The 26,227-nt window shown below is 69.4% G+C and carries 20 protein-coding genes; 10 read left to right on the plus strand and 10 right to left on the minus strand.

Features of this window, described 5'->3' with window-relative positions; translation table 11 throughout:
* The first annotated feature begins 16 nt into the window (after positions 1–16).
* Positions 17–1,267, plus strand: coding sequence for an MFS transporter (locus HUN08_RS16775; protein WP_124248085.1), 1,251 nt, complete (start codon positions 17–19; stop codon positions 1,265–1,267).
* Between the two features lie 18 nt (positions 1,268–1,285).
* Here the strand turns inward: HUN08_RS16775 and HUN08_RS16780 are convergent, their stop codons facing one another.
* The 4 genes from HUN08_RS16780 to HUN08_RS16795 form a co-directional block, all read right to left on the minus strand.
* Entirely contained in the window at positions 1,286–2,677 is a 1,392-nt protein-coding gene (locus HUN08_RS16780; protein ID WP_124248086.1) for a glutamate decarboxylase, read from the minus strand.
* A 183-nt stretch (positions 2,678–2,860) separates the two neighbouring features.
* Positions 2,861–3,637: an SDR family NAD(P)-dependent oxidoreductase gene (locus HUN08_RS16785; RefSeq protein ID WP_124248087.1), complete on the minus strand. Its 777-nt coding sequence runs from the start codon at positions 3,635–3,637 to the stop codon at positions 2,861–2,863.
* A 49-nt stretch (positions 3,638–3,686) separates the two neighbouring features.
* Positions 3,687–5,375 (minus strand): VanW family protein, encoded by a 1,689-nt coding sequence (locus HUN08_RS16790; protein ID WP_124248088.1) that lies wholly within the window; start codon positions 5,373–5,375, stop codon positions 3,687–3,689.
* A gap of 175 nt (positions 5,376–5,550) precedes the next feature.
* The gene (locus HUN08_RS16795) at positions 5,551–6,960 is read right to left on the minus strand and encodes an acetyl-CoA C-acetyltransferase (protein WP_301546781.1); all 1,410 of its coding nucleotides are present in this window, start codon (positions 6,958–6,960) and stop codon (positions 5,551–5,553) included.
* A 137-nt stretch (positions 6,961–7,097) separates the two neighbouring features.
* Here HUN08_RS16795 and HUN08_RS16800 point away from each other — a divergent pair, with 137 nt between their 5' ends.
* Both HUN08_RS16800 and HUN08_RS16805 read left to right on the plus strand, forming a co-directional pair.
* Positions 7,098–8,465 carry a 3-oxoacyl-ACP reductase gene (locus tag HUN08_RS16800; RefSeq protein WP_124248090.1) on the plus strand — a complete coding sequence of 456 codons (1,368 nt, stop codon included), beginning with the start codon at positions 7,098–7,100 and terminating at the stop codon, positions 8,463–8,465.
* Entirely contained in the window at positions 8,465–9,355 is an 891-nt protein-coding gene (locus HUN08_RS16805) for a MaoC/PaaZ C-terminal domain-containing protein (RefSeq protein ID WP_124248091.1), read from the plus strand. The genes HUN08_RS16800 and HUN08_RS16805 overlap by 1 nt, the downstream gene beginning before the upstream one ends.
* 264 nt (positions 9,356–9,619) lie before the next feature.
* Here the strand turns inward: HUN08_RS16805 and HUN08_RS16810 are convergent, their stop codons facing one another.
* Positions 9,620–10,240, minus strand: a complete 621-nt coding sequence (locus HUN08_RS16810; protein ID WP_124248092.1) for a TetR/AcrR family transcriptional regulator — start codon at positions 10,238–10,240, stop codon at positions 9,620–9,622.
* A gap of 228 nt (positions 10,241–10,468) precedes the next feature.
* Positions 10,469–11,656: a glycoside hydrolase family 3 protein gene (locus tag HUN08_RS16815; protein ID WP_301546782.1), complete on the minus strand. Its 1,188-nt coding sequence runs from the start codon at positions 11,654–11,656 to the stop codon at positions 10,469–10,471.
* Positions 11,657–11,680: 24 nt separating this feature from the next.
* On the opposite strand from HUN08_RS16815, the gene HUN08_RS18440 reads away from it, so the two are divergent.
* Together HUN08_RS18440 and HUN08_RS16820 are read left to right on the plus strand one after the other, a co-directional pair.
* On the plus strand, positions 11,681–11,881 hold the full coding sequence (locus HUN08_RS18440) for a DUF2613 domain-containing protein (protein ID WP_124248093.1): 201 nt from the start codon (positions 11,681–11,683) through the stop codon (positions 11,879–11,881).
* Positions 11,882–11,943: 62 nt separating this feature from the next.
* Positions 11,944–16,275 carry an alpha-(1->3)-arabinofuranosyltransferase family protein gene (locus tag HUN08_RS16820; RefSeq protein WP_367649951.1) on the plus strand — a complete coding sequence of 1,444 codons (4,332 nt, stop codon included), beginning with the start codon at positions 11,944–11,946 and terminating at the stop codon, positions 16,273–16,275.
* Positions 16,276–16,327: 52 nt separating this feature from the next.
* Here HUN08_RS16820 and HUN08_RS16825 read toward each other — a convergent pair whose 3' ends face one another.
* On the minus strand, positions 16,328–17,479 hold the full coding sequence (locus tag HUN08_RS16825) for an acyltransferase (RefSeq protein ID WP_174900952.1): 1,152 nt from the start codon (positions 17,477–17,479) through the stop codon (positions 16,328–16,330).
* A gap of 82 nt (positions 17,480–17,561) precedes the next feature.
* On the opposite strand from HUN08_RS16825, the gene HUN08_RS16830 reads away from it, so the two are divergent.
* From HUN08_RS16830 to HUN08_RS16840, 3 genes are read left to right on the plus strand one after another with little or no spacing between them, the layout of a single operon-like run.
* On the plus strand, positions 17,562–18,575 hold the full coding sequence (locus HUN08_RS16830) for a DUF3068 domain-containing protein (RefSeq protein ID WP_165353478.1): 1,014 nt from the start codon (positions 17,562–17,564) through the stop codon (positions 18,573–18,575).
* Between the two features lie 15 nt (positions 18,576–18,590).
* The gene (locus tag HUN08_RS16835; protein ID WP_124248856.1) at positions 18,591–18,791 is read left to right on the plus strand and encodes a type II toxin-antitoxin system VapB family antitoxin; all 201 of its coding nucleotides are present in this window, start codon (positions 18,591–18,593) and stop codon (positions 18,789–18,791) included.
* Positions 18,791–19,180, plus strand: a complete 390-nt coding sequence (locus HUN08_RS16840) for a PIN domain nuclease (protein ID WP_124248855.1) — start codon at positions 18,791–18,793, stop codon at positions 19,178–19,180. Before HUN08_RS16835 ends, HUN08_RS16840 begins: the two co-directional genes overlap by 1 nt.
* Before the next feature lie 10 nt (positions 19,181–19,190).
* Here the strand turns inward: HUN08_RS16840 and HUN08_RS16845 are convergent, their stop codons facing one another.
* On the minus strand, positions 19,191–21,212 hold the full coding sequence (locus tag HUN08_RS16845; protein ID WP_124248854.1) for a YgcG family protein: 2,022 nt from the start codon (positions 21,210–21,212) through the stop codon (positions 19,191–19,193).
* Between the two features lie 38 nt (positions 21,213–21,250).
* On the opposite strand from HUN08_RS16845, the gene HUN08_RS16850 reads away from it, so the two are divergent.
* Positions 21,251–22,744, plus strand: coding sequence for an NAD(P)/FAD-dependent oxidoreductase (locus HUN08_RS16850; protein WP_124248853.1), 1,494 nt, complete (start codon positions 21,251–21,253; stop codon positions 22,742–22,744).
* Between the two features lie 82 nt (positions 22,745–22,826).
* Here HUN08_RS16850 and HUN08_RS16855 read toward each other — a convergent pair whose 3' ends face one another.
* On the minus strand, positions 22,827–23,909 hold the full coding sequence (locus HUN08_RS16855) for a DUF475 domain-containing protein (RefSeq protein ID WP_124248852.1): 1,083 nt from the start codon (positions 23,907–23,909) through the stop codon (positions 22,827–22,829).
* A 150-nt stretch (positions 23,910–24,059) separates the two neighbouring features.
* Between HUN08_RS16855 and HUN08_RS16860 the strand changes: the two genes are divergently transcribed.
* Positions 24,060–24,473, plus strand: coding sequence for a hypothetical protein (locus HUN08_RS16860; RefSeq protein WP_124248851.1), 414 nt, complete (start codon positions 24,060–24,062; stop codon positions 24,471–24,473).
* 82 nt (positions 24,474–24,555) lie between these two features.
* Here HUN08_RS16860 and HUN08_RS16865 read toward each other — a convergent pair whose 3' ends face one another.
* Positions 24,556–26,220, minus strand: a complete 1,665-nt coding sequence (locus HUN08_RS16865; RefSeq protein ID WP_124248850.1) for a hypothetical protein — start codon at positions 26,218–26,220, stop codon at positions 24,556–24,558.
* Positions 26,221–26,227 lie beyond the last annotated feature (7 nt).

The following is a 26,227-nucleotide window of genomic DNA, read 5'->3' on the forward strand; positions in this document are numbered from 1 at the left end:
ATACCCGAGGATCGTGATGAGCACCGCCGTCCGCACCGAAACCGACCGGACCGACCGCACCACCCACCCGCAGTGGTGGGCGTACCCGTTCCTGCTCTCCCTGCTCGCACTGGCTCTCGGTTGCTCCGGATTGCCCTCTCCGCTGTACCCGCGCTACGCCCAGGAATGGCATCTGAGCCCGCTGACGATCACGATGATCTTCGCCGTCTACGCGATCGGTGCGCTCATCGCGGCACTGACCGTCGGACCGATCTCCGATTCCCTCGGCCGCAAACCCGTCCTCGTCGCCGCCCTGGTGTCCATCCTCGTCGGCCTCGTCCTGTTCCTCGTCGCCGACGAGCACACCTATTGGCTGCTGCTCGTCGCGCGCTTCCTGCACGGCGCCGCGATCGGCGCGATCACCGTCGTCTCCGGTGCGGCCCTCCTCGACGTCGCGCCCGACGACGGCGCGCGCAACGGCATGCGCAGCGGGGTCGCGCTGAACGTCGGGATGGCCGTCACCATCATCGGCGCCGCGGCCGCCGCCCAGTGGGCGCCCAACCCGCTGCGGCTGCCGTATCTCATCGTGGCGATCATCGTCTCGCTGATGCTGGTGGCGCTGCTGCTCCTCGTCGAACCGCATATCGGGCGCACCGGTGAGCCGATCAGGATCGCCGCGCCTTCCGTCCCGACACAGATCCGCGCCGACTTCACCTTCTCCGCGATCGGCATCTTCACGTCCTGGTCGGTGCTGGGCGTCTTCCTCAGCCTCTACCCGGCGCTGACCGAGCACGCCACCGGCCATCGGTCGATCCTCTTCGCCGGTGTGGTCATCGCCGCGATGGCCGCCGCCTCAGCCCTGTCGCAACGGCTCAGCGCCCGGTTCAACCCGCGCAAGACCGCGGTCGTCGGCAGCATCGGGCTGATCGTCACGCTCATATGCGCGGTGTGGGCGCTGCACCTGGGGTCCACGGTCTTCGTCGTCGCCGACTCCTTCGCCCTGGGCGCGGCCTTCGGGTTGGTGTTCGGCGGTTCGCTGCGCCACCTCAACGAGGTCACCCCGGCCGACGCGCGCGGGCGGGTGATGAGCGCCTACTACCTGCTCGGATACCTGGCGATGGCGGTCCCGACGATCACCGCGGGCGCCTTGGCGTCGACATTCGGTACGGCCGCGATCTTCCCGTGGTTCGTCGCCGTCGTGGCGACGATGAGCCTCGTCGCCGCGGCCCTGGGGATGCGCGGCGTGCGCGACCGGCCCGTCGTCGTCACCGACATCGCCGCGGCGTAGGTTGGGCGCCCGCCGACGTCAGTGTGTGAACTGCGGCGTGGTCGGCGCGACGCGCGGCATCGGGCCGTCGAGATCCTCCAGGAAGGCGACCGCCTTCTTGACGTCCTCGAGCAGCCGCGTCGCCAGGTCGTGGCTCAGCCCGTTGCGGACGACGATCCGCTGGACGGTGAGGTCGGCCAGGTCGTTCGGCATCGGATAGGCCGGGACCAGCCAGCCGGCCAGCCGCAGCCGGTCCGCGAGGTCGTAGAGCGACCAGTTCTTCGTGACCCCCGGCTTGAGATACCACGCGAACACGGGGATGTCCGAGCCGTCGTTCCACAACTCGAACTGCTCCATCTTGCCGATCTCGCCGGCCAGGAACATCGCGACGTCGCGGGAATTCGACTGCACGCGGGTATAGCCGTCGACGCCGAGCCGCAGAAACAAGTAGTACTGCAGCAGCACCTGCGCCCCGGGACGCGAGAAATTCAGCGCCAAGGTGGCCTCCGAACCGCCGAGATAGCTGACGTAGAAGATCAGGTCGTCGGGGCAGGACTGCTTGTCGCGCCACACAACCCAGCCCAACCCCGGGTAGACCAGCCCGTATTTGTGGCCGGAGGTGTTGATCGACACGACCCGTTCGACGCGGAAATCCCATTCCAGATCGGGTTGACAGAAGGGGGCGATAAAGCCGCCGGAAGCGGCGTCGACGTGGATCGGGATGTCCAGGCCGGTGTCCTTCTGGATCTCGTCGAGCTTGGCGGAGATCTCCTTCACCGGCTCGTACATGCCGGTGTAGGTCACGCCCATGATGGCGACGACGCCGATGGTGTTCTCGTCGACGTAGCGCTCCAGCTCGTGGCCGTCGAGCACCTTGTGCTTGTGGCTGATCGGGACGAACCGCGGCTCCACCTCGAAGTAGTTGCAGAACTTCTCCCAGCAGACCTGCACCGCGCTCGACATCACCAGGTTCGGCTTGTCGGTCGGCTTGCCGGCCGCCTGGCGGGCGTTGCGCCACTTGCGTTTCATCGCCAGGCCGCCGAGCATCGCCGCCTCCGACGAGCCGATGGCCGACGTGCCGACGGTGTCGTCGGGATCCGCGGCATTCCACATCGCCGCGATCATCTTCACGCAGCGGGTCTCCACCGCCGCGGTCGCCGGGTACTCGTCCTTGTCGACCATGTTCTTGTCGAAGGCCTCGACGTACAGGTCCTTCGCCTGCACATCCATCCAGGTGCTGACGAAGGTGGCGAGGTTCAGCCGCGCGTTCCCGTCCAGCATGGCCTGGTCGTGAACGACCTGGTAGGCGGTCTCCGGCAGGCTCTCGCCCTGGGGGATGCGGTTGGCCGGATAGGCCGTCGCCTCGCCGCCGCGGGCGAAGACCGGGTTGATCTCGACATCGGGGACCTGATCGTTCTTCTCGTCTGCCATGCTTCCTCCCGACCGCTGGTGACCGTCTCGCTGCGTGCGACTCTCGCCGATCGCCTCACGCTAACACCGCCGTCGCCCCTCCCCCGGACGGCGACGCGGCCTCCGGCCTTCCGTGGGCTCGGACAAAGCAAAGAGTTCCCGCGCCGTTCGACGCGGGAACTCCTCGGTTGAATCGTGGCCGGACTACTTCGGTGGCATCCGGATGCCGCCGTCGACGCGGATCACCTCGGCGTTCATGTACGAGTTGGTGATCAGTTCCTCGACCATCGACGCGAGTTCGTCGGGCACGCCGAGGCGCTTGGGGAACAGGACGGACTCGCCCAGCTTCGCCTTGAATGCCTCCGACTCCGGGCCCTCGCCGTAGATCGGGGTGTCGATGAGGCCGGGGGCGATGCAGTTGACGCGGACGCCGATGGCCGACAGGTCGCGCGCGACCGGCAGCGTCATCCCGACCACGCCGCCCTTCGACGACGAGTAGGCGGCCTGCCCGATCTGTCCGTCGAAAGCGGCGACGCTGGCGAGGTTCACGATCGCGCCGCGCTCCCCGTTCTCGTTCGGCTCGTTGCGGCTCATCGCGGTCGCGGCCAGGCGCACGACGTCGAAGGTGCCGACGAGGTTGATCGCGATGACCTTCTTGTACAGGTCCAGGTTGTGCGCCGAGGCGAACTCGCCGTCCTTGCCGACGGTGCGCTGGGCCCAGCCGATGCCGGCCGAGTTGACGACGGCCCGCAGCGGGCCGAGTTCGGTCGCCGCGTTGACCGCGGCCTCGATCTGCTCGGTGTTGGTGACGTCGACGGCGACGAACTTGCCGCCGATCTCCTCGGCGATCTTCTCGCCGTCCTCGGCCTTGAGGTCGGCGATGATGACCTTGGCGCCCTGAGCGGCGAGACGACGGGCAGAGGCCGCGCCGATGCCGGAGGCACCACCGGTGACGATTGCACTTGCTCCCTTGATATCCATACCGCCGAGAATACGGATACCTGTGACCTGGCTTACGGTCGGGGCCGACCTACTTGCACGTGACGTTCGGCTCGGGGTCGTACTTCACGGTGCGGGTGTGCCGCGAGATCTCCTTGCCCGTCTTGGCGTCGGTGATCACCCGGGTGTTCGACGTGGTGAATCCGCGACTCCCGTTCGACGCGACGCACTCGTCGCCCTTGGGCAAGACGAGTTTCGGCGGATCGGTGTAGGCCGAGCGGGAGCCGGTGATCGACTCCACGTTCACCGTCTTCGTGCTCCAGAAGCGCACCGTCACCGCCGACGGCGTCCACTGCGTCTCGATGTAGATCCCGTACGGGGTGTTGTTGCGGAACACCAGGTCGATGGCACCTTCGAACACCGTCGCCTCGCGCGCCTCCGGGTAGCGCGAGATGTAGTAGCTGTGCTCGGTGTGGTCGATGTCCTCGAGTCCGGCGAAGTACGCGGCGTTGTAGAGGGTCGTCGCGAACTGGGAGATGCCGCCGCCGACGGCCTTCGCCGCGTGGCCGTGGTCGATGATCGTCGACGAGACGTAGCCCTGGTGCTCGCCGCGCGGACCGGTGAAGTTGTTGAGCGAGAACTTGTTGCCCGGGCGGATGATCGCGCCGTCGACCTTGTTGGCGACGATGCGGATGTTCTCGCCGGACTTCTCGGCGAACCCACCCGTGGAGAACTCGCTGACGACCTCCCGGACGCCGAGCTTACGGGCCTGCTCGGTGCTCAATCCCGGCTTGATCTCCTTGTAGGCGACGGCTGCGGTGCGGTGCTCGCCGAGGGCGCCGGCGATCGCGGCCGAGGTCGCGGGCCAGTCGACGACATATCCCGACCGCCCCGGGACCACCGTCGGGTGGCCCGTCTTCAACGTGAAGCCCGCGTTCTGCGGCTTCGACTGGGTCGCCTTCAGCTCGGCGACGTCGGTCTTGAGCTTGTCCTTGTCGATCGTCGGCGCCAGGCCGCCCTTGCCGTCGGGGGCGAAGACCAGCATCCCGGCCAATTCCTTCGGGGCGATCGTGACGTTGCGACCGCGGCCCTTGACGGTGACCGGCGATGCCGCCGCGACGAGGGCCGGACCCCGCATGGTCGCGTCGACCGTCGCCGCCGAGACGGTCGGCGAGAACTGCTCCATGGGCAGCACGATCTCTTCGCCGTTCAGCCACTGCTCCGCCGCCACGCGCGCGGCGACGTCCCGGTTGATCCGCAGACCGCTCGACGGCATATCCGCCTTCGGGACGGCTTTGTCGCCCTCGACCTCGAAGTGGACGCCGCCCTCGACGGCGGCCTTCTCCAGCGTCGCGCGCTGCGCGTCGATCGCCTTGTCGAACTTCTCGCGGTCGACGATGACGACGGGGTCGACGTGGCGTTTGAATCCGAAGATCGAGAGGAACCGGGTGAACGGGTTGGCCGGTTGTTCCATCGCCCGGGCAACGGTCCGCTTCTCGTCGAAGACCAATCCGAGCTGGTCAGCGGTGAATTCCGCGCCGCCAGACGAGGTTCGCAGCCGGACCGGCTTGGTGATGATCGGCAGCAGTTTGTCCAACTGCGCCTCGACGTCGGCGGGCACCCGGTTGCCCAACGAGAGATGCGCCACCGAGGTGCCCCGCGCGGTCCGGCCATGCGTCGCCAGCGCGTCACCGGCGGTGACCGCGCTGAACACGAGGACGGCGGCCGCGGCGATCCGGCCGATAACGGCCAGACGTCGGGGCACGGGGATCGATCTCATCGCATCAAATCTACTTGGCGAGCTGGAAGTTCACGCGTTCGGATGTACCGGGAGCAGGTGAAATGAATGGCCCGATCGAACTGCCGGGTCGGGGGATCGGACAGTTCAATCGGGCCATTGGTCATATCGAGGACGGTCCGCCGGGCGTTACAGGGCCCGGGGGTCCGCCGCGGCGTCAGCCCTCGATGATGGCGGTGACGCCCTGGCCACCCGCCGCACAGATCGAGATCAGTGCGCGACCGCCGCCGTTCTCCTTGATCTGCTTGGCCGCCTGGGCGACGATGCGCCCACCGGTGGCCGCGAAGGGGTGCCCGGCCGCCAGCGACGAGCCGTTGACGTTGAGCTTGCTGCGGTCGATCTTGCCCAGGGCCTTGGACAGGCCGAGGCGCTCGCGGCAGTACTCCTCGGACTCCCAGGCGGCCAGCGTCGCCAGGACCACCGAGGCGAAGGCCTCGTGGATCTCGTAGAAGTCGAAGTCCTGCAGGGTAAGGCCGTTGCGCTCGAGCAGGCGCGGCACCGCGTAGGTGGGCGCCATCAGCAGACCGTCGGGACCGTTGACGTAGTCGACGGCGGCGGTCTCGCTGTCGACGAAGTAGGCCAGGACCGGCAGGCCCTTCTCCGCGGCCCACTCGTCGGTCGAGAGCAGCACCGTCGAGGCACCGTCGGTGAGCGGCGTCGAGTTGCCCGCCGTCATCGTCGCGTCGCCGAGGGAGACGCCGAAGACCGGCTTGAGGGTCGACAGCTTGTCCACCGACGAGTTCGGGCGCAGGTTCTCGTCGCGGGTCAGCCCGCGGTACGGGGTGATCAGGTCGTCGAAGAATCCGCGGTCGTAGGCCTTGCCCATGTTCTGGTGGCTCGCGGCGGCCAGGGCGTCCTGGTCCTCGCGCTTGACGCCGAACTCCTTGGCGGTGATCGCCGCGTGCTCGCCCATCGAGAGGCCGGTGCGGGGCTCGCCGTTGCGCGGGATCTCGATGCCGAGCTTGGTGGCCAGCGCCAGGGCGGCCTTGATGCGGTCGGCCGTCGACTTCGCCCGGTTCACCTCGAGCATCTGGCGGCGCATGGCCTCCGAGACGCCGATCGGGGCGTCGGAAGTGGTGTCCACGCCGCCGCCGATCGCGACGTCGTAGCGGCCCGACGCGATGCCGTCGGAGACCGCGGTGATGGCCTGCAGTCCGGTGCCGCACGCCTGCTGCACGTCGAAGGCGGGGGTGTAGGGGGACAGCTCGGAGCCCAGCACCGATTCGCGGATCAGGTTGAAGTCACGCGAGTGCTTGAGGACGGCACCGCCGGCGACCATGCCGAGGCGCTCACCCTGCAGGTTGAAGCGGCTGACCAGGCCGGACAGCGCGGCGGTGAACATCTCCTGGTTGCTGGCCGACGCGTAGGCCTTGTCCTGGCGGGCGAACGGGATGCGGTTGCCGCCGAGGATCGCGACCTTGCGCTTGGGCGCGGTGGCGAAGGCGCTGATCGCGCCGGACTTGGCGGCCGGGGCGGCCTTCGCCGGAGCCTTCTTGGCGGGGGCCTTTTTGGCGGGGGCTTTCTTCGCGGCGGTCTTCTTCGCCGGCGTGCTGGGGGTGGTGGCCATTGGCTTCCTACTCCTGAAAGTTGAACGTGCTTCTCGTAGAGTATTCTTACTCCCGAGTAAGTTGCTTGTCGACTCGGGTCGAGTCGACTCGCGGCGCCACACCGTGAAATCACCTCGTACTGCAAGGAGTTCGTCTCGTGTCCGGTAAAGCAAACAAGGACCTGTACTCGACGTTCGTCACGTCCGGCCCCGGCTCGTTCATCGCCAGCCGCGTCGGCCTGCCCCAACCCCCGACCCTGCGCCGCTACTCGCCGTCGCAGGCACCCCTCTCCGGTCCGGTGCTGCTGGGCGGGCAGGGCCGCCTCGTCGAGCCGCTGCGCGAAATCCTCGCGGCCGCCGACGGCTATGACCTGATCAGCAACAACACCACCGGCCGCGGCGCGGACAAGCTCGGCGCCGCCGTCTTCGACGCCACCGGCATCACCGATCCCGCCGGCCTGGAGGCCCTGTTCGAGTTCTTCGGACCGACCATGCGCTCCACCGGCAACTCGGCGCGCTTCGTCGTCTTCGGCACCCACCCGGAGCTGTGCCGCAAGCCCGAGGAGCAGGTCGCGCAGCGCGCCCTGGAGGGCTTCACCCGTTCGCTGGGCAAGGAACTGCGCAACGGCGCCACCGCCCAGCTCGTCTACGTGCACCCCAAGGCCAAGACCGGCCTGTCCGGTGTCGAGTCGACGCTGCGCTTCCTCCTGTCGGGCAAGTCGGCCTACGTCGACGCGCAGGTCATCCGCATCGGCGAGGCCGACGCGAAGGCCCCCGCGGACTGGGACAAGCCGCTGGCCGGTCGCGTCGCCCTGGTGACCGGCGCCGCCCGCGGCATCGGCGCGACGATCGCCGAGGTCCTGGCCCGCGACGGCGCCCACGTCATCGCCGCCGACATCCCGGCCGCCGGTGAGGCGCTGAGCGAGACCGCGAACCGCGTCAAGGGCACCGCCCTGCCGCTCGACGTCACCTCGCCCGACGCGGGCAAGACCATCGCCGAGCACGTGCTCGAGCGCCACGGCGGCCTCGACATCATCGTCAACAACGCCGGTATCACCCGCGACAAGCTGCTCGCCAACATGGACGACGCCCGCTGGAACGCGGTCATCGGCGTCAACCTGATCGCCCCCCAGCGCCTCGTCGATGATCTCGTCAAGGCCAAGGCACTGCGCGAGGGCGGCGCCGTCATCGACGTCTCGTCGATCGCCGGTATCGCGGGCAACCGCGGGCAGACCAACTACGGCACCTCCAAGGCCGGCGTCATCGGCCTGGTCGACGCGTACGCGCCGATCCTCGCCAAGAACGGCGTCACCATCAACGCCGTCGCCCCCGGGTTCATCGAGACCGCGATGACCGCGGCCATCCCGCTGGCCACCCGCGAGGTCGGCCGTCGGATGAACTCGCTGCAGCAGGGCGGGCAGACCGTCGACGTCGCCGAGACCGTCGCCTGGTACGCCAACCCCGCGTCGAGTTCGGTGACCGGTAACGTCGTCCGCGTCTGCGGCCAGAGCCTGCTGGGCGCCTGATGGGACGGGTAATCACGCTCGACGACATCCCGTCGACGCTCGACGTCTACTCACGCGCCGTCGCCGCGATGCTGCCCGGGATCGGCAAGTCCGGGCCGGTGCGCCCGGACGCGGCCGTGCCCGACACGGTGTACCGCTACACGACGCAGGGCACCGACCTCAACCGCCTGGCGGAGTACTGCCGGACCACCGGGATTCAGCTGGGCAACAACCTGCCGCTGACCTACCCGTTCGTCCTGCAGTTCCCGCTGGTCATGAAGCTGATGACGTCGAGTGAGTTCCCGTTCGGCGCGGTCGGGTCGGTGCACGTGGAGAACCGGATCCGGCGCTTCCGCCAGATCCCGGTGACCGACCGCCTCACCATCAGCACGTCGGCGGGCAACCTGCGCGAGCACCGCAAGGGGATGCTGATCGACGTCACCTCGACGTTCGAGGTCGGCGGCGAGCTGGTCTGCGAGCAGGTCGGCACCTTCCTCTCGCAGCAGCGGACGAGCCTGTCCGACGAGGAGCGCGGCCCGGCCCCCAAGGAGGGCACTCCCCCGCCGCCGGACGCGGTGCTCTCGGTGAACCTCGGCGAGATCCGCAACTACGCGGCCGCGTCGGGCGATCGCAATCCCATCCACATGGGCAACCTGCCGGCGAAGGCGTTCGGCTTCCCGCGCGCCATCGCCCACGGCATGTGGAGCGCGGCCGCCGCCACCGCCAACATCGGGAGCCAGCTGCCCGACGCGGTGGAGTACCAGGTGCGCTTCGGCCGGCCGATCCTGCTGCCCGCGAAGGTGAACCTCTACACCAAGCGGGCCGGCGGACCGGGTGAGTACGACATCTCCATCCTGGATCGCAAGAAGGGCTTCCCGCACCTGACCGCGACCACCCGCGCCATCAAGTAGGCGTATCGGATAGAGCGCGAATCGGGGCTCGCTCGGCATAGCCGAGCGGGCCCTGTTTTCGCGAGTGGGCACCCCAATCGCGTCGAGTGGGCACCCCAACCGTGCCGAGTGGGCACCCCAACCGTGCCGACTGGGCACCTTCTGCACGCCGACTGGGCACCCCAACCCCGCCGAGCGCCGGGTCGAGTGACCGCGACGAAGGAGCGGTCGTATCGAGACCTGGGCACCCCAAGGCGCGCCGAGCACCTATCGAGACCTAGGACCTCAGGCTTCGGCCGACGCCTCGTCGTGAATCCCGACGCCCTTGAGACCGCGCCACGTGATGCCGACGAGGAGGTCCGTTGCCTTCTCCAGCGAGATGTCGCCCTCGCTGATGCGGTCGCCGACGGCCTCGCCCGCGCCGACGAGGGCGACGGCGGTGAGTTCGAAATCGACGTCGGTGGTGCCTTCGACGGTGGTGCCCTGCTTGATCAGTGCGGCGACCATCTCGATGACTCGTCGCCGGCTTTGTGAGACCAGGTTGGCGAAGCTCGCGGTCCCGACGGCGACGCGGTACAGCACCCGCCACGATTCTGCGTTCTCGTGGACGAAGCGGAGGAACTCACGGGCGATGGTTCGCGTTTGCTCACGTTGGCTCAACGCCGGGTTGAATCCCGTCGACATTGCGTCGATGAACTTGGCCGACTCTCGCGCGATGCACGCGCTGAACAGTTCCTCTTTCGAGCCGTAGTAGAGGTAGAGCATCGGTTTGCTGATCTTCGCCTCGGCGGCGATCGCATCCATCGACGTCTCGGCGAAGCCGTTGGCGGCGAACACCTTCACCGCGGCGTCGAGCATCTGCTGCTCGCGTACCGCGCGCGGCAACCGCTTCGTCCCACCGGCCACGTCGTCGACTCCCTGTCTGTAGAGAACCGACTCTACCGCACTTATTACCCGCGAGTAAGTTTACCGAGCTTTACTGGCGGTGCCCACTCGACGGGGCTGGGGTGCCCACTCGGCGGGCTTGGGGTGCCCACTCGACGGGGTTGGGGTGCCCAGGTCTCGATACGACCGCTCCTTCGTCGCGGTCACTCGACCCGACGCTCGGCGGGTTTGGGTGCCTGCTCGGCGGGATCAGCAGTGCTTGAGATGCTTCGCGCGCAGGATCCGGGCGACCGAGGCGTCGACGTGGTCCATCGACAACTTGTGGCTCGCGACGGCCTTCTCCAACGCGTCCAGGACGGCGGTCAGCTTGTCGGTGGTGATCCACAGCGCGATGTCGGCACCGGCGGCCAGCGCCATCGGGACCGCCCGGTCGATCGGGTACTTCTCGGTGATCGCGGCCATGCCCGACAGGTCGTCGGTGAAGATCACGCCGTTGAACGCCGGGCCGTTGTAGCCACGGCCGGTGCGCAACATTCCGATCGCCTTCGGGCTGATGCTCGCCGGGGTGTCGGGGCCGGTCAGTCCGGGCACGATGAGGTGTCCGACCATCGCGCCGACGCCCTTCATCGGCAGCAGCACGCGGAAGGGTTCGAGGTCGTTGGTCACCAGGTCCGACAGCGGCGGCGTCTTCACCGTTCCGGTGTGCGAGTCACCCGATCCGTGGCCGTGCCCGGGGAAGTGCTTGAACACCGGGAGGACCCCGGCGTCGCGCAGACCGGCCGCGAACACCCGACCGTACTGCGCCACCGTCGCCGGATCGTCGGAGAACGACCGGTCGCCGATCACCGAGTCGGCGGGCTGGTCGCTGACGTCGATATCCGGCGCGAAGTCGACGGTGATGCCCATCGCCTTCATCCGCTTGCCGGCCTCGAAGGCCATCTGCCGCACGGCCGACGGCGACTTGGTCTTCGCCAGTTCGCGCGCAGGCGGGAAGTCGATGCCGAGCGTCTTGAGCCGCGACACCCGCCCGCCCTCCTGGTCGACGGAGACCATCGTCGGCACCCGCCCCGACGACAGGGTCTTCGCCGCTCCCGACGTCAGGATGGACTTGTCGGTCCAGCTGCCGACGAAAATGCCGCCAACGTGCTCCCGGTTGACGGCGGCCCGCGCGTCGGCAGTGTCCTTCACCCCGACCATCAGCATCTGCGCTAGCTTGCGCCGCGTGCTCATCCGCGACAGCTCGGTGCTGACGCATCCCGCGGCCATCGGGACCGCCGACGACGGGGCCGACGACGACGTCTCGTAAGCCGGCGATGACGAGTAGCCGGGTGTTTTGGGGGTTTCCGACGTGGAACACGCCGCCACCCCCACCACACCGACGGTGAGAATCGATACGAAACCGAACGTCGCGCGCATATGCATAAGGTCGAGTGTCACACGTCGAATGGTAGTTTCGAGGCCATGCTCAACAACCGCCTGGTCGCCGGTGCTGTCGCCGCAGTCATCGGCATCCTCGTCGGAGTCCTCGGCATTTTCGCCGCGGGATGGATCGCCACCACCTCCAGCCCGTCGTCCGATGCCAACAAGGTCAACCCCAGCGACGGTTTCGTGCCGGGCAGCGTCGACTACGGGTCGCGCGGTCAGGGCGGGGACAACAACTGACCGCCGCTGGTCCCGACCACCCGCTGACCAGGCGCGGCATCGCGGCGATCACCGTCGCGGCACTGGTCCTCGCCTTCGCGCAATCCCCCGGCCGCATCGCCGCGGACACCAAGCTCGACCTGACCGCCAACCCGTGGGGCTTCCTGTCCCGCGCGGCGCACCTGTGGTCACCCGACGCGCCACTGGGCCAGGTCCAGAACCAGGCGTACGGATACTTCTTCCCGCACGGCGCCTTCTTCGCCCTCGGTCACCTGATGCACATCCCCCCGTGGGTCACCCAACGCCTGTGGTGGGCGCTGCTGCTGGTCATCGGGGTGGTCGGGATCGTGAAGCTGGCCCAAGCCCTGCGCATCGGCTCGCCCGGGTCGCGGTTGCTCGCCGCCGCCGTATTCGCGCTCAGCCCGCGCGTGCTCACGACAATCGGGGTCATCTCCTCGGAGACGTTGCCGATGATGTTGGCGCCGTGGGTCGTTCTCGGCGTCGTGCGCGGGCTCGGCGCGACCGACGAGGTGCCGCTGTGGCGCGCCGGGTTGCGCGCCGCGGTCCCGATCGCGCTGATGGGCGCGGTCAACGCGGTCGCGACGATCGCCGCGGCGGCCGTCGGCGTCGTGTGGTGGCTACTGCAATACCGGTCGGTCGATCGTCGACGATGGGCCGGCTTCGGCGCCTGGTGGGCCGCGGCGTCGGTGGCGGTCTGCGCCTGGTGGATCGTCCCGCTCGTCCTGCTCTCGCGGGTGAGCCCACCATTCCTCGACTTCATCGAATCGTCGCGGGTGACGACGCAGTGGTCGTCGCTCACCGAGGTCCTGCGCGGCACCAGCGCGTGGACGCCGTTCGTCTCCCCGGAGCGGGTGGCGGGCGCCATTCTGGTCACCCAACCCGCGGCCGTCCTCGCGACCGGAGTCCTCGCTGCGGCCGGGCTGGCCGGGCTGACCATGTCGGCGCTGCCGTATCGCCGCACCCTCGTCGCGATCCTCTGCCTCGGGTTGCTCGTCCTGTGCCTCGGCTACGACGGTGCCTGGGGATCGCCGATCGCCGAACCGGTCCGCGTCTTCCTCGACGGTCCGGGTGCGCCGCTGCGCAACCTGCACAAGTTCGACCCCTTCCTGCGGATTCCGCTGGTCCTGGGTCTCGCCCACCTCGTCGGCCGGGTGCCGCTGCCGCCCGCCGTCTCGGTGCGCGAGACGCTCGGCGCCTTCGCCCATCCGCAGCGCTCCCGCCCCGTGGCGGCGGCGATCGTGCTCCTCGTCGCCCTCCTCGGTGCCGGCACGGTCGCGTGGACCGGCGGGCTCGCCGGCGACTCGACCTACCGTTCCCTGCCGACGCATTGGCGCGACGCGGCGGCGTGGCTCGACGCGCATGCGCGCTCCGGTGGACCGCCCTCCCGGGCGTTGATCGTGCCCGGATCGCCGTTCGCCCAACAACTGTGGGGGACGACGCGCGACGAGCCGATGCAGGCCCTCGCGCAGACGCCGTGGGCGGTGCGCGACGCCATTCCGCTGGTGCCGCCGACCGCCATCCGTGCCCTTGACGCGGTACAGCGCGACATCGCCGCCGGTCGCGCCGGACCCGATCTCGCCCCCCGACTCGCGCAGCTCGGCGTCGGATACGTGGTGCTGCGCGCCGACCTCGACCCGCGCGACTCCCGCTCGGCCCGACCGCTCTCGGCCCAGCAGGCATTGATCGGGTCGCCCGGGCTGCGCAAGGTGGCGCAGTTCGGCGACCAGGTGGCGCCCACGGTGGTGCGCGGCGTCGTCGTCGACGACGGTCTGCGGCCACCGCTGCCTGCCATCCAGATCTTCGCCGTGCAACCCCGACTCTTCCCCGGCACCGGCCCCGTCCTCGCCCCTCTCGACGCCATGCCGCGCGTCGTCGGCGGACCGGAGGGGTTGCCGCCTGGGACGCTCTCGATTCTCGACGCGGACGCGCGGGCGACCGGTCTGCCGAAGGCCCCGGTGTGGGTCACCGACTCGCCCACCGATCGGGAGACCGACTTCGGCCGCGTCGATGACAACCGATCGGCCATCCGCTCCCCCGACGATCCGCGGCGCACCCAGAACGCGGCCCCCGACTACCCCGTCGAAAACCCCGGCGGCACCGGGAGCGGACCTGGCCTCGTCACCGGTCAGTGGCTGCTCGACGAGCAGCCGAACGCGGTAGAAATGCGCGTCTCGTCGTCGGCGGGTGATGCGACGCAGCCGGGGCAGAGCGCTCCCGGCAGCTCGGCGGCGGCCGCATTCGACGGGGACGGCTCGACGGCGTGGGTGAGCGCCGGACTCGACCGGGCCGTCGGGCAGTGGCTCGAGGTGGACTTCACCCGGCCGCGCGGCGACCTGGCCGTCACGCTGACAACCGCGAAGGCCCTCGGCCCCGACGTGACCGCCATCCTGCTGACCACCGACACCGGAACCACCGTCGCGCAGAACGTGAAGCCGGGTGAACCGGTGACCGTGGCGCTGCCGCCCGGTGCGACCACCCGCATCCAGATCCGGGCGATCGCCACCAAGGACGGGAGTGCCGGCAACCAGTTCGCGCTGTCCGGGGTCGGACTGACCGACCTGGCGACCGACCGACCCGTGTCCATCCGCCACCGCGTCGTCCTCCCCCCGCTGCCCGTCCGCATGGACGTCGCCGGCTGGTCGTTGCGCCAAGAGCAGCCGGGGCGCGCGGAGTGCGTCGATGACGGGCAGCGCACGCGGTGCTCGCCCGGCCTCGGGCTGGAGCCGGAGACGGCGGGGCAGTTCTCCCGCGTCCTCTCCGTTCCGGCAGCGGGACCGGTCGACGCGACGGTCACCGTGCGCACCCGACCCGGCGACATGCTCAACGGGCTGCTCGCCCAGCCGGGAACGGTGATCGCGCAGGGTGAGTCCGCCGTCGCCGATCCGCGCGGCTCGGCTGCAGCCGCGGTCGACGGGGACCCGGGTACGACGTGGATCGCGCCGGAGGCCAGTGCCGAGACGACCGCGACGCCACCCAAGAATGCCAAGCCGCGCAAACCGTCGAAGAACGCCAAACAGGCCCGGCTGACGCTGCGCCTGCCCGCGCCGCAACGGGTGGAGAAGCTGGTGCTGGGTTTGCCGCACGGCTATCCGGCGGCGCCGACCGAGGTCGCCGTCGATCTCGGCACCGGCGAGCAGATCCGCCGCGTCGGGCCTGACGGGGTGGTCGCCCTCGATCCGGCCGTCACCGATCGGATCGTGCTGACCGTGCGCCGCGCCAGTGACCTCATCGACGTCAACAACCTCGGCTTTGCCCGCCCGGCACCGGTGGGCATCACCAACATCGCGGTTCTCCCGTCGGCCCCGATGCCGGTGCGCGACGACAACCGACCGGTCCACCTCGGCTGCGATGCCGGCCTGTCCATGAGCGTGTCCGGCCAGGTCGTCGGGCTACGTGCCGACACCACCGTCGGGGCATTGCGCTCCGGTACGCCGATCACCGCCGTTCCCTGCGGCCCGGTCTCCCTCGGTGCCGGCGAACAAGAACTGACCGTCAGCCCCGGTGGCGGCTTCACGGTCGACGGGGTGGAGCTACGGAACCCTCGGTGGTCGAGTGCCGCACAACGGTGGTCAAGTAGATCCGATGGTGGTCGAGTGGATCCGAGCCCCTGGGCGAGGAACCGTATCGAGACCCCGCAAGCCGAGGAACCGTATCGAGATCCCACGACACCGCGCTGGGACACGACCGATCGCGAAGTCCGCGTCGACGCCGCACCGAGTCAGCGAGTTCTGGTCGTCCCGGAGAGCACGAATCCCGGCTGGAAAGCACGACTGGGCGGCGCCGCCCTGACGCCGCTGACCGTCAACGGGTGGCAGCAGGGCTGGATCATCCCCGCGAATACCGCCGGAACGGTCAGCCTGACCTATCCCCTGGACGGACCGTATCGGTGGGCGCTGGGACTCGGTCTCGCGCTGATGGTCGCGCTGCTCGCTCTGGCGGCCTTCGGCTCGCGGGGTCTCGATACGGTTCCTCGCCCAGGGGCTCGGATCCACTCGACCACCGAAAGACGGTGGTCGAGTGCCGGGCGAGGCGCTAGCCGAGACCGGCGTATCGAGACCCCACTAGGCCAGTCGGTACATCGAGACCGGCGCATACTCGTGGCCGCGACAGGATGGCTCGGCGCCTCCTGGCTCCTGACCGGCTGGTTCGGACTGCTGCTCTCAGGCGTCATCGGAACGACGATCTGGTGGTGGAGCAGGCAAGACCGATGCGGTGGAGTGCCCGTCGTCGCGGCATTCGCGTTGTTCTTCGCGGCCACCTGCGGCCTGGCTGCCGGCCCGTGGAAATCGCCCACCGGCTACACCGGTTTCGACTGGTGGGTGCAGGGCTTGGCGCTTGCCGCGATCTCGGTCACCGTGTGGCGCTCGATCATTGACCAAAATCGTCCGAAATAGCAGCCTGGGACGGCAATATGCCCTCGGCGGGTGCTGTTTTGGACGATCTTGGTCACATCTCGACGGGCACCCGGTCGGCACGGGTGGCCCAGCGTCGCACCGGATCCTCGATGAACGCGTAGCTCGCGGCGGCGACGCCGACCGACAGCGCCGCAGTGATCGCCCACACCAGTAGGAACGACCCGCTGAACGGGATGATCCCGAACAAGCCGAACACCACCGAGAGCACCGCGACGTGCCAGATGAAGATGCCGTACGACCACCGGCCCAGCGTCGTCATCACCGGCGACGCCAAGAACCGGAACGGCCCCTCCGACAGTGCCAGCGGCGCCAGCACCGCGTAGGCCCCGATCGCGCCCAGCGCGATCTTCGTCGCAAACCCGACCGGGCTCAACTCACCCATTCCGACCGGCCCGGCCAACGGTGTGCACGCCGACCCGTAGGCAACGACGAAGACCACCAGCATCACCCGACGGTCCGCGCTCACCGCGCATAGGCGGTGCAGCGCCGCGGGCATCGCTTCCCCCGATGCGCGCCAGGCGACGAGTTCGGCGAGGAACAGCCCGGCGACGAACCACGGCAGATGCCCGATCAGCCAGTTCTGCGGCTCCACCCCGCCCGGCGCGGGAATCCTCGACGCGGCCTCCCCCCACAGCAGCGCCACCACCCCCAGCGCCAGTACCGCGACCAGGCGCCACCGGGCCCGGTTCCCGCGCAGCGACGCCAACCCCCACGCGATGACGGGCAGCAGCGCGTAGAAGAGCACCTCCACCGAAAGGCTCCACATCTGGGTCAGCCCCGCGGTCAACGACAGCGGCACGAAGACCTGGGTCAGGCTCAGGTTCGCCAGCCACACCACCGGATCAGCGGTCCGCGCCTCCGGCAGCAACGTCAACACCACGACGACCACCACGGCATACGCCGGCCAGATCCGCCAGAATCGGTGCCGGGCGTAGCGGACCAACCCCGGCTCCGGAGCCAGGCCCCGCGCCGCGGCGGCATGCGGTTGCCACAGCAGGAAACCCGAAAGGGAGAAGAACAGTGCGACGGCGAGATCGAGCCGTCCGAGCACCGGGCCGACCACCGACCATCGCACCGCGCCGGTCTGAAACGCGACGTGGGTGGTGAGCACCCCCAGCGCCGCGACCGCGCGCATCCCCTCCATCTGGGGGTAGTAGCGGCGGGCGGCAACGGTTGCGGTCATGACGCGGGCCAATGTACATCTCGATACACCGACTCGCCTATCGGCTCTTCGGCACTCGATGACCACCGGTACGCTCGCCACCGTGTCCGACGACCAGGCCAGCCGCTTCACGACCCGCCAACTGCTGCCGCCGACGCTGGTCTTCCTCGCCGCGCTGTTCGCGACGGTCGCGATCACCGCACCCACGCTGCTCGCCCCCCAACTCGCCCGCGTCTCCCTGGACACGAACCTGGTGGCGATCGCCCCGTCGACCGAACCCGCCGTCACCCTCGACCGCTGCTCCCTCGACGGCCCCCGGGCGGTATTGACTCCCCCGACGACGCTGATCCGCAACCAGCGCATCGTCGTCGTCCGCCCCGCCGACCGCCGCATCGCCACCGTGCAGGCCGGGACCGCTATCCGTCGCGACGACAAGGCCCCCGGCTGCAGCGATCCGGTCCTGTTCGCCACCCTCGACCGCGTCACCGTCGACCGCACCACGGCGGCGCCGACGGGCGAGTCCAGCGTGCAGACCGATTCGCGGCGCCCGGCGTGGGTCCTCCCCGACCGTTCCGGTTTCACCTACCTGTTCGCGCCACGGTTCACGCCGGACAGTGCCCAGCGGTTCTTCGACCCGGTCACCCGACAGCACGCGCCCCTGACCGTCCTGGGCCGCGACATCCGGGACGGCCGTGCCGTCACGCGGATGCGGGCGGAGATCCCCGACACCGACCTCGCCGCGCTCCCCGGCGCCGACCCACGCATGCGCCTGACAAGACCGGCGGCCTGGTTCGGCCGCCCGGGCGCTGACATGACCGCCGACGTGTGGCAGGGCGGCCGCTACACGCTGTGGGTCGACGAGGCATCGGGGCTCGTCGTCGACGCCGAGATCGTGGTGCGACGGGACTACCGCGCCGGTGACCTGCGCCTGCCCGACGTTGAGGCGACGTTCCGCTACGACGAGCAGACCCGCAAATCCCTCGTCGACGCGGCGCGGACCCAGTCGCGGCCGGCGTGGCTGGCCGGGCGCATCGTCCCGATCGTCGCGGTCATCGCGGCGCTGGCCGCTGCCGGGGGTGCGTGGACACTGCGACGCAGGTCCCGCGACGCCGCCTAGGTGTATCATTGGTGTATGGCGCGCACAAACATCGATATCGACGAGACCGCCTGCCGGGCGGTGATGTACCGCTATCGCTTGGCCACCAAACGCGACGCGGTGAACTTCGCATTGCGCTCACTTGCCGATGAACCGCTCGATCTCGACGAGGCCCTGCGCCTGCGCGGATCCGGCTGGGACGGCGACCTCGACGAAATGCGCGAGAGCCGGGTCTGATGATTCTCGTCGACTCGTCGGCGTGGATCGAGTTCCTGCGGGGCACGCAGAGTCGGGCGGGTGATCGGGTCGCCGCACTCCTGTCCACCGACATCGCGATCTGCGATGCCATTCGGATGGAAGTGCTGGCAGGCGCCCGCGACGATGCCCATCTCGTCAGCCTCCGACGCCTCCTCGCGCGTGCCGTCGTCCTGCCCACCACGCCCACCCACTACGACGACGCGGCGATGCTGTTCCGCACCTGCCGACGCCAGGGCGAGACGGTGCGCAAGCTCATGGACTGTCTTATCGCGGCGCACGCGATTCGGGAGGGGATTCCGATCCTCCACGCCGACAAGGACTTCGACGCGATAGCGCGTCACTCCCCACTCGTCGTCGAGTCGCCGTGACTGCCGCCGACTAGAAACGCCCGCCGACGCCGATGCGACCGGAGCTGCTCGACCCGCCGAAGGAGCCGGGCGAGCGACCCTCGTAGGTGTAGCCGTCGTGATCGCCGGTGCGGTTGCCTGCCCCGCCGAGAGCTCCGCCGAGTCCGCCGCGCAGGAAGCTGTCCACGAGGACGCCGCCGAGCACGGCACCGATGGCCGAGGCGTCACCCCCTTGCACCGCCGGGTTCTCCTCCTGCTGCCAGGAGACGACGTCTCCCTGTGCGCTCATCAGCGCCTCGTCGGCCAGCGCACCGGCGCGCCGGGCGTCGCCGGTGGCCTCGTCGGCCTCGGTGGCCGGGCGCTGCCGCGCCGAGGCCAGCAGACCCTCCGCCGACGCGAGGCGGGTGCGGGCGTCGGCCTGCACGGCTCCGCGTCGGGTGGCGATGAAGTCACGGGCCGCGGAAACCTTCGCCTCCGCCGCGGCGGTGGCCTGCTCGCGCAGTTCGACGCGACGCTGGCGTGCGCCCGTCTGCGCCCTAGCGGCCTCCAGTTCCCGGTCCAACACGGCGTCGGTCTCGACGAGGGTGGTGAAGGAGCCGAGCGGGTCGCCCGCAGTGTTCGCCGCCGCGTAGTCGAGCGCGGCCTGGGCCTGCGCGACGGCATCGGCGAGGGCGGGCGACGCATCGAGACCGGCGGCCTCCGCGATCTCCGCGATCACCTCGTCGACGAGGGCGGGCAGCCGGGTGGACGCCTGCGCGATGGCCACGTCGGCGTTGGTGATCGCGTCGAGCAGCTTCACCCCCTGGGCGACAGCGCCCTCGGCCGCGCGGATCGACGCGACCGCCGCTCCCTGCTTACCGGCCGGGAGGGCGACCGCCGCCCGACCCTCGTTGACGTTCTCCTGCGCGAATTCGATCTGCTTCTCCGCCAGCTCGACGTTGTGCGAGACCGCCTTGACCCGGTCCTCGCCGTGCTTGGCGATGAGCAGCGCGAGCATCCCCTCGGCCGCATTGGCCCGCGTCTGCAGGTCGACGATTCCGCGCGTCAGGTTGTCGAGACGTTCGGGCGCGTTGAGCAGCAGGTTCCGCATGTCGTCGAAGGCGCGGACCTGCTCGTCGAGCTGCGCGTCGACGTCGTGGCAGGTCGTGATGATCTGCACCAGCATGGACCGCTGCTCGTCGGCCGTCTCCTCGATCCCGTCGTCGAGCCGCTGCCGCAGCGCGAAGGATTGCGCCATCCCCTTCTTCGCCGCGGCGACCGCCGTGCGGAACGGCGCGGTCTCCTGCTCGCCGAACTCGTCGACGGCCAGCTGCAGCTCTTCGGAACTGGTGCGCACCGCGTTGTCGGTGTCGGTGAGGATCTCCTTGGACCAGTCGTCGAGCACGTCGAGCGACTGTGTCGCCAGCTGGTCGACGGTGAGTTCGTCGGACGCGGTGCGCAGCGAGGCGAGCCGTTCCTGCGCCTGCTGCGTGCGCCGCCGGCGCGAGTACGCGTACGCACCGGCACCACCGACCACCGCGACGCCGCCCACACCGGCCGCCGCGTAGGCGAGGGTGTGCGACGGGGCCAGGGCGTCGGTGATCCCGTGTGCCGCGCCGATCGCGGCCTCGGCCCACTCGCCCTTCTTCAGCCGGGGCTCGACGTCCTTGCCCGCGATCGCATTGATCTGTCCCTGCGTCAGCAGCTCCGGCGTCGAGAGGTAGTACCGCCGACCCTCGGTGGCGACGACGAGCAGGACGTCACGGTCGGTGAGTTCGCTCATGTCGTGGACTTGCTTCGCCCAATCCTGCGCCGAGAGATTGTCGAAATTCTTCACGTAGACGACCCACAGGCTCAGGCCCCGCTCGGCGTAGAGCTTGTCGATCGCCGACTGCAACTGCGCGTGCTCAGCCTTGCTGATCGCGGACGCGGGATCGTAGATCTGCAATTGTTCGGGCAGGGCGATGGGCGGCTCGGCTCTGGCCGTCGTCGCGGCGATCAGGCCGAGGGAGAGCGACGCGAAGAGCACGATCGCAGCGGCCAGTTGACGAAGGATCAGGCGCGCGTTGGGCATGGATCCAATCTAGCCTCACGCCGTGCAATATTGAGGTGATGGATCATCCGGGAGCGACAAATGTCGCATGGGACGCCGTGGTCGTCGGGTCGGGTCCCAACGGCCTCACGGCGGCGGCCATGCTCGCGCGGGCCGGGCGCCGGGTTCTGGTCGTCGAAGCGGCGTCCACCGTCGGCGGCGGGATGCGCAGCGCCGAACTCTTCGAACCCGGCGTGGTCCACGATCTGTGTTCGGCGGTCCATCCGCTCGGACGGGTGTCCCCGGCGTTCGCCGAACTCGGGTTGGCCGACCACGGACTGCGGTGGCTCACCCCCGAGGTCTCACTCACCCACGTCTTCGACGCGCGCTCATCCGTCGCCCTGCACCGCGACGGGGCGGCCGGCGCCGAGGAATTGGGGATCGACGCGGCGGCCTGGCGGCGGCTCGTCGCGGTCGACGAGAAGCACCTGACCACCCTGATCAGCCAGGTGTTGCGCCCGCTGGGACTCCCGAGGCATCCGTGGCCGATGGCCCGGTTCGGGGCGCGGGCGCTTCGGTCCGTCGACCGCTTCACCCGCGCCTTCGACGACCACCGGACGCGCACCCTGTTCGCCGGGGCCGCCGCGCACGCGATGGTGGAGATGTCGGCGGCGGGGTCGGCCGGTCCGGGCCTGCTGCTGCTCGCCCCCTCGTCGACGACGGGCTGGCCGATCGCCCGCGGCGGGTCGCAGGCCATCGCCGACGCGCTGGTCTCCTGTCTGCGCGAGGCCGGCGGTGAGATCGAGACCGGCCGGCGCATAACTGCTTTCGACGAGCTGCCGCCCGCGCACCAGTACTACTTCGACACCTCGGTGACGAGCCTGCTCGACGTCCTGGGCGCACGCCTGCCGTCGCGGGTGGCCCGCGCCTACCGCCGTTGGCGCTACGGTCCGGGCGTCTGCAAGATCGACTTCCTGCTCTCCGAGCCGATCCCGTGGCGCAGCGAATCCGCGACGCGGACCGCGACCGTCCACGTCGCCCAGGATTACCGACAGATCGCCGACGCGGAGACCGCCGTCGCCCACGGCGAACACCCACGGCGTCCGTGGCTGCTGTGCGGCGAGCCGACGCGCCTGGACCCCTTGCGCGCCGAGGGGAGCGCGGGTGGCGAGACCACGAGCGCCGGGGGCGGGCGGGCCCATTCGACCCGCCACGTCGCGTGGGCGTATTGCCACGTGCCGAACGGCTCGTCGCGCGACATGGGCGAGGCGATGATCGACGAACTGGAGCGCTGCGCCCCCGGCTTCCGCGACGTCGTCGTCGCCTCGCGGGTGCAGACCGCGGCACAACTGGGCGAGCATGACGCGAACTTCGTCGGCGGCGACATCGGGTGCGGCGCGACGTCGCTGCGGCAGATCCTCGGCCGCCCCCGCTTCTCCCCGAACCCGGTGCGACCCAATCCCTACGCGACGGGCGTTCCGGGCGTCTACCTCTGCTCGTCAGCCACTGCTCCGGGTGGCGGCGTCCACGGGATGAGCGGGTATTGGGCGGCGAAATTCGGGCTGGCCGAGTAGTCGAGCGGACGAACGCTACCGAATCTCACAGATACTCCCGTTGCAACGGTAGGGACTGCGAAATTCGGTAGCGTTTGCTGGCTCACGGACTCGGCTCGGCCGATTCCTTCTTCCGGAACCGCACACTCCACGCGAATGCGGCGGCGATGAAGACCATGCCGGCCAGGCCGGTGACGAGTTCGTCGACGTGGTGGCCGATCGACACCAGCAGCAGCCCGGCCAGCGCGCCGATCGCCCAGTGTGCGCCGTGCTCAAGGTAGACGTACTGGTCGAGTGTGCCCCGCCGGACCATGTAGACGGTCAACGACCGGACGAACATCGCGCCGATCAATCCCAGTCCCAAGGCGATGATGATCGGGTCGGAGGTGATCGCAAAGGCGCCGATCACGCCGTCGAAGGAGAACGACGCATCGAGGATTTCCAGGTAGAGGAACAGCATGAACGCGGCGCGACCGGTCGCCACCACCACCGCCGCACCCCCCGGCGCGGCATCGTCGCCCGACTCGTCGATGTGGAAGAACGACGAGAGCCCGTTGACGATCAGGTAGGTCAACAGCCCCAACACTCCGGAGAGCAGCACGGTGCCGGCCTTGGCGTCGGGGGCGACGGCCGTCGCCACGTAGACCAGGACACCGAGGGAGACGATCACCGAGATCCGGCCGATCTGCCCCACCCGTTCCAGCGGACGCTCGATCAGGGTGATCCAGGTCCGGTCCTTCTCGGTGAAGAAATAGTCGAGGAACAGCATCAGCAGGAACATCCCGCCGAAGGCGGCGATCTGCGGATGGGCGTCGCGGATGATCGACTCGTAGGTGGGCCGGCCGTCGGTCGGCGGGTTCAAGGCCAGTCGGAGCGCGGCGATCGGGCCCAAGCGCGGGCTCGTCGTCGCCCACACCAGCAGCAGCGGGAAGGCCAGGCGCATCCCGAATACCGCCACGACGATGCCGACGGTGAGGAACATCCGCTGCCAAAACGCGCTCATCCGACGCAGCACCGACGCGTTGATCACGGCGTTGTCGAAGGACAGCGAGACCTCGAGGACACCTAGGATGACGACCAAGAACAGGGCTTGGAGGCCGCCCAGCTCGGTCGTGCCGCCGTACAGATAGGCCGCCACCATCGCGATGAGGGTGACTACGACGGACACCCCGAAGATCCGGATCACGCGACCATTCTCTCAGGAGCCGTTCGCCCATCTTCGTCGGGAACCGCGAACCACGCACAGGAACCGCACAGCTGGTTCCCTGGTTTACCCGGACAAAACAGATCATCCTGGTAGGAGTCCATGTAACCGGCGAACCGGAGGAGATCGGTCGTGAGAAGGATTACTGTCGCGGCAATCGCGGCGGCAACGACGGGACTTGCCCTGACTTCGACGGTCGTCCCGACCGCTTCGGCGACGGTCCGCTCGTCGGTGTCGCTGGTTTCGCCCGGATCGTTGGCCAGCTACACCGTGGGCTGTCGCTACGAGGCGCGGGTCAAGGTCGACGACGCCGCGACGATGGTCGCCCTCGTCGAGAACGCCGCCGGCTCGAACGTCACCACGACCGTCGCCAAGACCATTCCCGCGGCCGCGACCGCGATATTCGTCTGGGTGCCCACCCGTCCCGGCCGTCGCACGCTGCGCGCGGTCCAGGCGACGAACGGCAAACGGGTCTACAGTCGCCCGATCACCGTGAACGTCGGCAACGGAATCGTCGCCGGCCCGTTCTGCTACTCGATGTCCTGACCGGCGTTCGGGCCAATCCGAGCTTCTCCGGGTACCACCTGCTCCGCGGGCATCACCCTCCCCTCTGCGACTCCTCCTCGGGTCAGCCGCGTACCGCGACTGCTCGCGCACAGCGTCGCACCTGCTCGGCAATCGCATAGGTCCGCAGCACCTGTACGGCGGTTTCGTCGGCGAGCCGTTCAGGGAACACGGTGAATCCGGCGTCTCGCAATACCTGATGACGGGACTCCAACTCGCTCCGAGTCGGCCCAGTACGCGCGGGACCGACGCCGCGCTCGATCACACGCTCGCACCACGCCAGCAGATCGTCGACGGGCGTGGCTGCCCGCTCCCGGGTCCGAACCGGAGGTTCGCCGCGTCTCCGCCGCGGCACACGTAGGCCCCGCGCCTCGTGCGGTGCCTCGTCGAAAAACAGCACGTCGACGGGGTGATCGGCACACGAGAGGTGGGGTCGGATGACACTGATCGGCATGAGGGATACACCGTCCACGTCACGGTCGAGTCGTCCGACGACGAGCGACTCGGGCTCCCAAACAGCGCCGCGCAACCGCGCGACGGCATGCGCGCTGATCTCCGAGAATCGCAGGCGCACACGCAGAACCGCGCCATCCTCGTCGACTATGGGCCACTCGACGCGCTGCTCCACTTCGTCGAAGCGGCTCTCCCCGGCATCGACCGGCGCGAGGACCACCCAGTCAGCGTTCTCGTCGCGCGGCTCCAACAATTCGTAGGGTTCGCCGACATGGCCGAAGTCGGCCCATCGTCGAATCGGTCGCAAGACCGCGTTCAACTCCGCCGAACTCAGCGGCTCGTGTTGCGCCAGCGTGTCGTCACCACCGGACAGCCGCCCGGCCACGTTGCGACGGACACGTGCCACGTCGATCGCGGCACCGGTCGCCCGCTCAGGCGCGGCCAACCCGGGCCACACGACGCCGCGGGGATACGCCGCCACCGGGTCGAATCCGCGTGACGAGGCCACCGGTCGTGCCGTCGTCGACGAATAGAACCGCTGCATGTCACGGTCGAGGAACATCGTCGTCAGCCCGCGATACCCCGAGGACGTCTCCCACGGATAACTCCCCAGCCCGACAAGGTGCAGCATCGGCACCTTCGCATAGGCGGTGCGCGCGCTGCCCAGCAGACGCTCCGGCAGCTCTTCCCCGGCAGGTGTGGCGTCTAGCGAGCAGATGAGGGCCAGCGTCGACGCGAGATCGGCCACCACGTGCGATTCGCCTGCGCCGGCGGTTCGTTCGACGATCCGCCGGAGGTGATCGCCGATCCGGCGCAGTTGCGATGCGAGCCGGTAGTGGTCGGCGACCTGCGCGGAGATCGCCGCGGCCCTGCATCGTTCCACCATCGACGGTGAGGCGTGTGCCGTCCCCGTCCGCACGATGTCGGCCAGCAAACCTGCTGCGTCAGCACGCATCGCCGCCTGATCCGCAGACCGCTTGAGAACCGCTTTCGACGGTGCGGCCGGCTCCCCGACCGGCGGCACCGCGGGCCCAACGACCTCGTCCGCGGTCGCCTCTGCCTGCCGCCCGAGCCATAAACAGACCATGATGACGTGACGGCAGATGCCGAACGCCGCACACCCACAGCGCGCGGAATCCGGGCCGTCGAGGCGGACCGTCTCGCCATCTGCTTCGACGGTCAGTTCCACGTCGGACTCGTCGACGATCCTCGGTTCGGCCACGGCCAGGTCCTTGTCGGCCCGGCGCACGAGTCCGATGCTGGCCTGGCCGCCCACGCCTCGT

It is taken from the genome of Gordonia sp. X0973 (genome assembly GCF_013348785.1).
Lineage (GTDB): Bacteria > Actinomycetota > Actinomycetes > Mycobacteriales > Mycobacteriaceae > Gordonia.

Bases quoted from the DNA above. Each gene is read 5' to 3' on its own strand.
- HUN08_RS16835 (WP_124248856.1), top strand. From the start codon at position 18,591: ATGGCGCGCACAAACATCGATATCGACGAGACCGCCTGCCGGGCGGTG.
- HUN08_RS18440 (WP_124248093.1), top strand. From the start codon at position 11,681: ATGCTCAACAACCGCCTGGTCGCCGGTGCTGTCGCCGCAGTCATCGGC.
- HUN08_RS16780 (WP_124248086.1), bottom strand. From the start codon at position 2,677: ATGGCAGACGAGAAGAACGATCAGGTCCCCGATGTCGAGATCAACCCG.
- HUN08_RS16825 (WP_174900952.1), bottom strand. From the start codon at position 17,479: ATGACCGCAACCGTTGCCGCCCGCCGCTACTACCCCCAGATGGAGGGG.
- HUN08_RS16805 (WP_124248091.1), top strand. From the start codon at position 8,465: ATGGGACGGGTAATCACGCTCGACGACATCCCGTCGACGCTCGACGTC.
- HUN08_RS16775 (WP_124248085.1), top strand. From the start codon at position 17: ATGAGCACCGCCGTCCGCACCGAAACCGACCGGACCGACCGCACCACC.
- HUN08_RS16790 (WP_124248088.1), bottom strand. From the start codon at position 5,375: ATGAGATCGATCCCCGTGCCCCGACGTCTGGCCGTTATCGGCCGGATC.
- HUN08_RS16850 (WP_124248853.1), top strand. From the start codon at position 21,251: ATGGATCATCCGGGAGCGACAAATGTCGCATGGGACGCCGTGGTCGTC.
- HUN08_RS16845 (WP_124248854.1), bottom strand. From the start codon at position 21,212: ATGCCCAACGCGCGCCTGATCCTTCGTCAACTGGCCGCTGCGATCGTG.
- HUN08_RS16840 (WP_124248855.1), top strand. From the start codon at position 18,791: ATGATTCTCGTCGACTCGTCGGCGTGGATCGAGTTCCTGCGGGGCACG.
- HUN08_RS16795 (WP_301546781.1), bottom strand. From the start codon at position 6,960: ATGGCCACCACCCCCAGCACGCCGGCGAAGAAGACCGCCGCGAAGAAA.
- HUN08_RS16785 (WP_124248087.1), bottom strand. From the start codon at position 3,637: ATGGATATCAAGGGAGCAAGTGCAATCGTCACCGGTGGTGCCTCCGGC.